Source organism: Rhodococcus sp. (in: high G+C Gram-positive bacteria) (genome assembly GCF_049591685.1).
GTDB lineage: Bacteria > Actinomycetota > Actinomycetes > Mycobacteriales > Mycobacteriaceae > Rhodococcoides.
Map to the genome: position 1 here is coordinate 1 of NZ_JBAWFH010000247.1, position 7,301 is coordinate 7,301.

Genomic DNA, 7,301 nt, shown 5'->3' on the forward strand with positions numbered 1-7,301 from the left:
ACGACTACGTCGGCCGCCTCGGTCGTCTGTCTCGGGGGAGTCGTACCTCACACAGCTGCCTTGACTCGGGTGGTTACGATCCCTCCGTGGCCAAGCTCAAGGTTTCCGTCGACGTCCCCCTCGACCCCGAGGCGGCGTGGACCCATGCATCCGATCTCGCCGACTACGACAAGTGGCTCTCCATCCACGAGGGGTGGCGAAGCGAACTACCCGAACAGCTGTCCGTCGGCACCACCCTCGAGTCGGTGGCCAGCGTCAAGGGAATGCGCAACCGCGTCCGGTGGACCATCGAAACGTACGACCCGCCGAAGAAGCTGAAGCTGAAAGGCAACGGCAAGGGCGGCGTCAAGATCTCCCTCGTTCTGACCGTGGCGGCAGGCAAGTCCGGTGGCTCCGTGCTGACCCTCGACGTCGACCTCGGCGGCGCACCACTGTTCGGCCCGATCGGGTCCGGTGTAGCGCGCGCGCTCAAGGGCGACATCGAGAATTCGATGAAGACTTTCGAATCCCTCTACTCGTAGCCATCTCGATCTCGGAGGAGGCTATCGATGCCCGGTAAACACAGTGCACCGCCCGCAGCATCCGGTTCGACCAACCTGGTCAAGTACGGCGTCCTCGCCGTCGTACTGCTCGTCGTCATCGGCGGCGCTGTGTACGCCGCGCAACGGGCGTTCGGCAGCGAGTGCCAGGATCCGTCCAGCTACACCCTTGCCGCAGACCCGGCCATCGCCGGCGTCGTGCAGCAGGTCGTCGACGCCACTGCTGCAGAAGACCTCGGTTGCGCATCGGTCGAGGTGACGGCAACCGATTCGGGCGAGGCATCCGCAGCCGTCGCCATGGGCGTCGACGCCCCGTCGCTGTGGATTCCCGATTCGGCACTGTGGGTCGGCAAGACCGTCCGGTCGACGGGTGAATTGGTCGACCTTGCGAGCCCGTCGGTGGCGAGCTCACCCGCGGTCATCGCGGCACGTCAGGACGAGGTGCCGTTTTTCGACTCCTGGTTGACGGCGCTACAGCTGAAGGGGTTGCGTATCGGAAATCCGTTGTCCAACACGATCTCCGATGCCGCCATTCTCGGCGCCCTCGCCGAAGCGGGTGCCGACGCGGCGGCCGTCGACTCGATCTCCGCCGCGCTCGTTCCCATCGCGCAGGCACAGGCAGCGACACGCGGTGAAGCCGACCCGGATGTACGACTGGACGAGATGGTGCAGGACGGTGGAGTCGCCGTCGTCTCGGAGCAGACGCTCGTCGATCGTCAGAACTCCGGCGCGAACATCGCCGCGACGGCACCTCCCACCGGCAGCTTCTACCTGAACTTCCCGCTCGCGGTCTCCGAGCAGACGTCGGATCGCAAGGACGGCGCGAAGGCCGTCGGTTTGGCGGTTGCCGAAGCGCTCGCGTCCGAGAGCGGACTCGCCGCGCTGTCCGAGGCCGGCTTCCGTGCACCCGACAACGCACCGCTCAGTGATGCGCGCGGTCTGGGGGACGTCACGGCTCTCGTCCTCGCGGATCAACAGACCGCCGAGGCGACGCTGCGTCGGTATCAGGTGCTCGCGCTTCCTTCGCGAACGCTCGTGATGGAAGACGTGTCCGGCTCGATGGGCTACAGCGTCGGCGCCGATACCCGGATCGGGTTGACCGTTCAGGCGAGCGAGACCGGAAACCGCCTGTTCCCGGACAACGCAGCGCTCGGATTGTGGGCCTTCTCGGTCGACCTGGGCGGCGACGATCAGGACTACCGCGAACTCGTTCCCATTCGGCGCCTCGACGAGAACGTGAACGGGACGTCGCAGCGCGACCTGCTGCTGCAACAGACCCGAGTACTGCCCGGGCTCGTCGGCGGCGGCACCGGGCTCTACGACACCACTCTCGCCGCATTCCGGGAGGTCAAGCAGGGTTACGACCCGGACTACATCAACAGCGTCATCATCCTCACCGACGGCTCCAACGAGGACCCGGGCAGCATCTCGCTCGACGAGCTGCTCGTGACGTTGAGGGAGGAGCAGGACCCGACGAAACCCGTCGTCATCGTGACCATCGGCATCACCGACGACGCCGACGCCGGGGTTCTGCAGCAGATCTCTGCGGCAACCGGCGGGACGAGCTTCCTCGCACGGAACCCGGCAGAGATCCCCAATGTGTTCGTGAATGCTCTCAAAAGCCGGGCAGGACGCTGATTCGACGGCTATTTTAGATCGGTCGCTTGCTCGAATCGTGCGAATCATGCACGATGCAGGCTCGCAGAGAAGCTGACCGGGTGGGGGATCTGAGGCATGTCGGGGCGTCACGGAATGGGCACGAGAAGAAACCCGCTTTACATCTGGGGCGCGGTCGCTGTCGTAGCGGTCGTCGTCGCGGTGGGCGGTTACTTCGGTGTCGACGCCGTTCGCGGCAGCAGTGCCGACTGCGAGTCCGTCGAGGCGGTGTCCTTGGCTGTCGATCCCACCATCGCTCCGGTCGTGTCCGACGTTCTTGCCGCCACCGACGTCGTCGAACGCGGGTGCAATGATTTCGAGGTCCGCGCCGAAGCCCCGACCGAGACGGCGACCGAGCTCGCCGGGGCCGCCGCGAACCGCCCCGACCTGTGGATCCCCGATTCCACCCTGTGGTTGCTCAAGACCCTGCGTTCCACGGGAACGTTGCCCGAGGTTGCCAAGTCATCCGTCGCCAACACCCTTCCGGTCGTCGTCACGCAGGCGGGCTCCGCGCGGCCGACCGACACGTGGCTCGAAATACTGCAAAATCCGGAGCAGCGCATCGGAGATCCGCTGGACAGCAGCGCGTCACTCGCGGCGATCCTGGGTGCGCTCGCCGAATCCGAGGTGGCCATCTCCGACGCCAAGGCGGTGTCCGCCGCCCTGGTGCCCAAAGCCCAGAGCTTCGGCAGCATCGCCGACCTACCCCACGGCACGGCCGACCTCGTCGCTCAGGTCGCCTCCGACGGTGGCACCAGCGTCGCCACCGAACAGAGCGTCGTCGCCCACAACTCAGCCAATCCGGCCGCACCGCTGGCTGCAGCGGTGCCTCCGACCGGCAGCTACTTCCTCAATTACCCGATGGCCGTTACGGCCGCGGCCGGGCCGGACTACGGCAGGATTCGGGACGCAGGCACCGCGCTGTCCTCGGTGCTGGCGACCACTGCGGCGGCGGAGAAGATGTCGACCGCCGGTTTCCGGCCGCCCAGCGCCGTTCCCCTGTCCGACAACCGCGGTGTCGGATCGGCCGCATCCCTCGAACTGAAAAATCCGCTGGCCATCGAGACAACGCTGCGCGACTGGTCGGTGCTCGCGCTGCCGCTGCGGACCCTGGTCGTCGAGGACGTCTCCGGGTCGATGGCCGCCAAGTCCGGCGAGTCCACTCGAATAGCGTTGACGGTCGACGCCAGCCTCGGCGCCAACGCGCTGTTCAGTGATCAGACGCAGATGGGCCTGTGGGCGTTCTCGATCGGCCTGGGCGGCGGGCGTCAGGACTACCGAGAATTGGTCCCATTGGCTCCGGTGCAAGCTGTGCACAATGGGCTGCTGCACCGAGACGCCATCTTCTCGGCGGTACGTACGTTGCCCTCCCTGGTCGGCGGCGGCACCGGTCTGTACGACACCACGCTGGCGGCCTTTCGCCGGGTCAAAGAGGGTTACGACCCCAACTACGTCAACTCCGTCATCCTGCTCACGGACGGCACCAACGAGGACGAGGGCAGCCCCAGCCTCGATCAGCTGATCGAGACTCTGCAGCGTGAGCAGGACCCGGTGCGCCCGGTCGTTATCGTCACCGTCGGTGTTACCACGGACGCCGATCCCGTTGCACTGCAGCGTATTTCCGCGGCCACCGGAGGAACCAGCTACGTCGCGGAAGATCCGCGAGACATTCCCGACGTGTTCGTCGAAGCGCTCAACAGCCGTACTCAGCGCATCGGTGGGGAATAGCGGTGGGGAATAGCCCACTCAGAGGAAAGTCAGCGTGATCCCCGTCGCGCAGCACAGGGTGACCACGACGAGCGCGACCGCGTCGGAAAGCCTTGGCCTGGCCGGGTATGCGGTGATCTGACCGGTACCGCCGCGGGCGGTGATCGCTTCACCCATCTCGGACGCCCGACGGATGGCGATGGACATCGTTGCCGTGATGAGGTCGACGATCGAGTTGTCGGCGGCACTGTTGAGAACGGATTTCGGGCGTAGTTTGCGGGCTGCGAGCATCGTCCGCATTTCTTCGATCAACAGCGGTAGCGAACGCAGACACAGTGCGACGGTGGCCGCCCATTCGTCGACCGGCAATCTCAACTTCTTCAGCGGCGCGCCCAGTGTGGCGACTGCAGGCGCGATATCGCTCATCGACGTCGTCCATCCGATCATGATCGAGGCGCCGAGCAGAACGAACGCGAAGACCGTCGACCTCGCGAACAGAAGGACCGCGTCCATGCCGAGAGGCACGTTGATGAGTGCGCCTACGAAAAACAGTGCCCAAATCCATACCGGTGGGCGCGGTACCGCTGTGGGTGGTACGCGCGCTATCGCGGCGGTCACCAAGAGTAGTGCGACGACGATGCCGATGGACGGCCACGACGGTGCCACGACGATGGTGATGCTGATCAGCAGTACGGCCAGCAGTTTCGTTCCGGCCCAGAGTCTATGGATAGGGGATGAACCCGGAACCTGGCGGAGCACGACGGTGGTCACGACGCCACTCCTCTCGTCGACTGTTGGTGGGTGATGTGGCCGCCGTCGAGGACGATGGTTCGGTCGCAGATCGTGTCCATGCCGTCGACATCATGCGAGATGACCACGATCGCGATGCCCTGGCCGCGTAGGTTGCCCAGAACGTCGATGATCTCGCTGCGTCCGGGTGGATCCAAGCCCGCGAGCGGTTCGTCGAGTACGAGTATCCGGGGCCGGTTGACGACGAGTCCCGCGATGACCACGCGGCGCATCTGCCCGCCGCTCAGCGAGTCGATGTCGCGGCCGGCGAGAAGTCTGTCGAGTCCCACTGCGTCCATCGCGCGAGCGACCTTGGCCGATCCCACCTCGGGGCCGCCTGCAGCCTCGATGTCTTCGGCGACCGTCCGGCGTTGCAATTGCAGGCGGGAATGTTGGAATGCCAAGCCGACGGCGCCGACGTCTTGGGTGATGTCCTTGCCGGCGAACAGTGCGGTGCCCGACGTGGGCATCGTCAATCCCGCGAGAATCCAAGCGAGAGTGGATTTTCCGGACCCATTTCCGCCCAGGACGAGTATCCCGTCACCGTGTGCGATCGTCAGGTCGATGCCGCCGAGGGCCCGCTGTGCCCATGGTGTGCGGCGGTTGTAGGTGTGCTCGACCTTGCGCAGCTCCATCAACGGCCCGCCGGTTCGGAATGTGGCCGAACGAGAATCGAGGTAGCGGGCACGCATCCACTCGGGTGAATGCTCGACCTGCACGCCGGCGTCGAGGTGCACGACGCGATCGGCGGCGGTGGTTTCGGACTCCTGGTGCGTGACGAGCACGACGGACATCCGGTGGCGTTTCGGCAGTTCCGCGAGCAGCGCCACCAAACTTGCGCGGCCTGCGGCGTCGACCATTGCCGTTGCCTCGTCGGCAATCAGCAGCGCCGGGCGTCGAGCAAGGGCGGAAGCGACTGCAAGGCGCTGTAACTCGCCGCCCGAGAGTGAGGAGGTTTCGCGAATGCCCATTCCGCTCAGGCCCACTTCGGTGAGGAGGGCGTCGACGTCGAGATCGACGTCCGGTGCCAGACCCCACACGACGTCGTCGGCAACGCGGCTTCCCAGCACCTGGGTCTCGGGTCGTTGGAGCACGACCGCGGTACCGCCTGCCAGGCCGAGCCCGGCAGACCCAGGCCTGTCCACAGTTCCGGAGGTCGGTGTGCGTCCGGCGAGGATGCGGGCGAGCGTCGACTTTCCGGAACCGTTGTGGCCGACGATGGCGAGAAATTCGCCCAATTCGACGGTCATGTTTATGCCGTCGAGGGCATGGCCGCGACTGTTCTCGTAGCGGAAGCCGACTGCGTTCAACCGCACGGGAAGTGGCGCGATGTGTCCACCGACGCCCGACGGGAGGTGCTCGACCACCGGAATGATGGCGAGGCGGTCCAGGACGGTGCCGAGGATCAGCCAGGTGAAAAGTGCGCCGATGACGATGCTGAACGTCATCGTCCCGAGAATCCACCACCACCAATTGTCCAGTACCACTCCGACACTGGAGCGAAGGATGTCGGCTGCAGGTACGAGTAGCTCGGCTCGCGACATCAATCGCGCGACGCCTTCGATGGTGTTCTCGATGGTGCGGAGGAACAGTTCGCGCAGTGGTGTCAGGGCGGCAAGCGCAGCGACGGTGACGAGTCCGACAGCCGGGCCGACGATCGACGCGGTGGCGAGGACGGACAGTAGCCCTTGCTTCTTACGTTTCGCCCGGCCCACGATTCCGCCGAGAAGGGCCGCGGTGGCGACGGTGAAGGCCGTGCCGGTGCCTGCCGCGACGAATCCAACGAGAATGCCTGCGACGGCAGCGGCGACGAGTGCGCGGGTGCGGTGACGTTGGGCGACGACGGCGAGTGGAACGGCGGCGACGATCTGCAGAGCCGTGGCGAACGGTATGACCAGTGCCACCACCGACAGCGCGACCGCAAAGCTGCTCATCACCGCTGCCGTCGCCAGTTCGACAGGCGTCAGAGCCGATGACGGGCGGTGGTCGGTGGGGCTGTCGGTCACTCGTTCAGTGTGCCAGGGGGATCGCGCCCTAGACTCACGCCATTCGTTTCGAGGAAGGCGTACCCGAGTGATCACTGTCGACGAAGAGAGCTGGGACACCCCTGTGGGCGCCCAACTCCGCGCGGCTCAGCGGGCCGAATTGGATGCCCGCTACGGAAACAGCAGCCACGAGCCGGGCACTGCGCCGTCCGCGGAGGACATCGTAGTGTTCGTGGTCGCGCGTGATGACGACGCCGTGGGTGTCGGCTGTGGCGCGCTGCGACTGCTCGATGCAGGTGAAGCGGAAATCAAGAGGATGTACGTCATCCCCGCCGAACGCGGACGCGGCGCGGCGGTCGCGATCTTGCGCAAGCTCGAGGAAAGTGCACGAGCCCGCGGCATCGGCGTTCTGAAACTGGAGACCGGCACCGGGCAGCCCGACGCGATGCGGTTCTACGAGCGTGAGGGATACGAGAAGGTCGACTCGTTTGGTCCATACGCGAACGAGCCGACCTCTCTGTGTTACTCCCGAACGTTGTAGATCAGCGGGACTGCTGGCCTGCTCCCGAGCCTGCCGGGCGACGGCGACGTCCGCCGGCAGCAGCGTGCTGACGGCCCTGTGGGC

The 7,301-nt window shown here is 65.9% G+C and carries 6 protein-coding genes; 4 read left to right on the forward strand and 2 right to left on the reverse strand.

What is annotated here, in order from left to right; genetic code table 11:
• Positions 1 to 86 precede the first annotated feature (86 nt).
• From WBQ44_RS10465 to WBQ44_RS10475, 3 genes are all read left to right on the forward strand, one after another.
• Positions 87 to 521: a type II toxin-antitoxin system Rv0910 family toxin gene (locus WBQ44_RS10465; RefSeq protein WP_495566623.1), complete on the forward strand. Its 435-nt coding sequence runs from the start codon at positions 87 to 89 to the stop codon at positions 519 to 521.
• A 27-nt stretch (positions 522 to 548) separates the two neighbouring features.
• Positions 549 to 2,177 carry a hypothetical protein gene (locus WBQ44_RS10470; protein WP_495566624.1) on the forward strand — a complete coding sequence of 543 codons (1,629 nt, stop codon included), beginning with the start codon at positions 549 to 551 and terminating at the stop codon, positions 2,175 to 2,177.
• 96 nt (positions 2,178 to 2,273) lie between these two features.
• A complete protein-coding gene (locus WBQ44_RS10475) occupies positions 2,274 to 3,923 on the forward strand; it encodes a VWA domain-containing protein (RefSeq protein WP_495566625.1) in 1,650 nt (549 codons plus the stop codon).
• A gap of 18 nt (positions 3,924 to 3,941) precedes the next feature.
• Here WBQ44_RS10475 and WBQ44_RS10480 read toward each other — a convergent pair whose 3' ends face one another.
• Both WBQ44_RS10480 and WBQ44_RS10485 read right to left on the reverse strand, forming a co-directional pair.
• Entirely contained in the window at positions 3,942 to 4,673 is a 732-nt protein-coding gene (locus tag WBQ44_RS10480; protein WP_495566626.1) for an energy-coupling factor transporter transmembrane component T family protein, read from the reverse strand.
• On the reverse strand, positions 4,670 to 6,697 hold the full coding sequence (locus WBQ44_RS10485; RefSeq protein WP_495566627.1) for an ABC transporter ATP-binding protein: 2,028 nt from the start codon (positions 6,695 to 6,697) through the stop codon (positions 4,670 to 4,672). The genes WBQ44_RS10480 and WBQ44_RS10485 overlap by 4 nt, the downstream gene beginning before the upstream one ends.
• A gap of 67 nt (positions 6,698 to 6,764) precedes the next feature.
• Between WBQ44_RS10485 and WBQ44_RS10490 the strand changes: the two genes are divergently transcribed.
• Positions 6,765 to 7,217: a GNAT family N-acetyltransferase gene (locus tag WBQ44_RS10490; RefSeq protein WP_495566628.1), complete on the forward strand. Its 453-nt coding sequence runs from the start codon at positions 6,765 to 6,767 to the stop codon at positions 7,215 to 7,217.
• Positions 7,218 to 7,301: the final 84 nt, after the last annotated feature.

What these genes read in the sequence shown, in the direction of transcription:
- WBQ44_RS10470 (WP_495566624.1), top strand. Translation starts at nt 549, where the DNA reads ATGCCCGGTAAACACAGTGCACCGCCCGCAGCATCCGGTTCGACCAAC.
- WBQ44_RS10475 (WP_495566625.1), top strand. Translation starts at nt 2,274, where the DNA reads ATGTCGGGGCGTCACGGAATGGGCACGAGAAGAAACCCGCTTTACATC.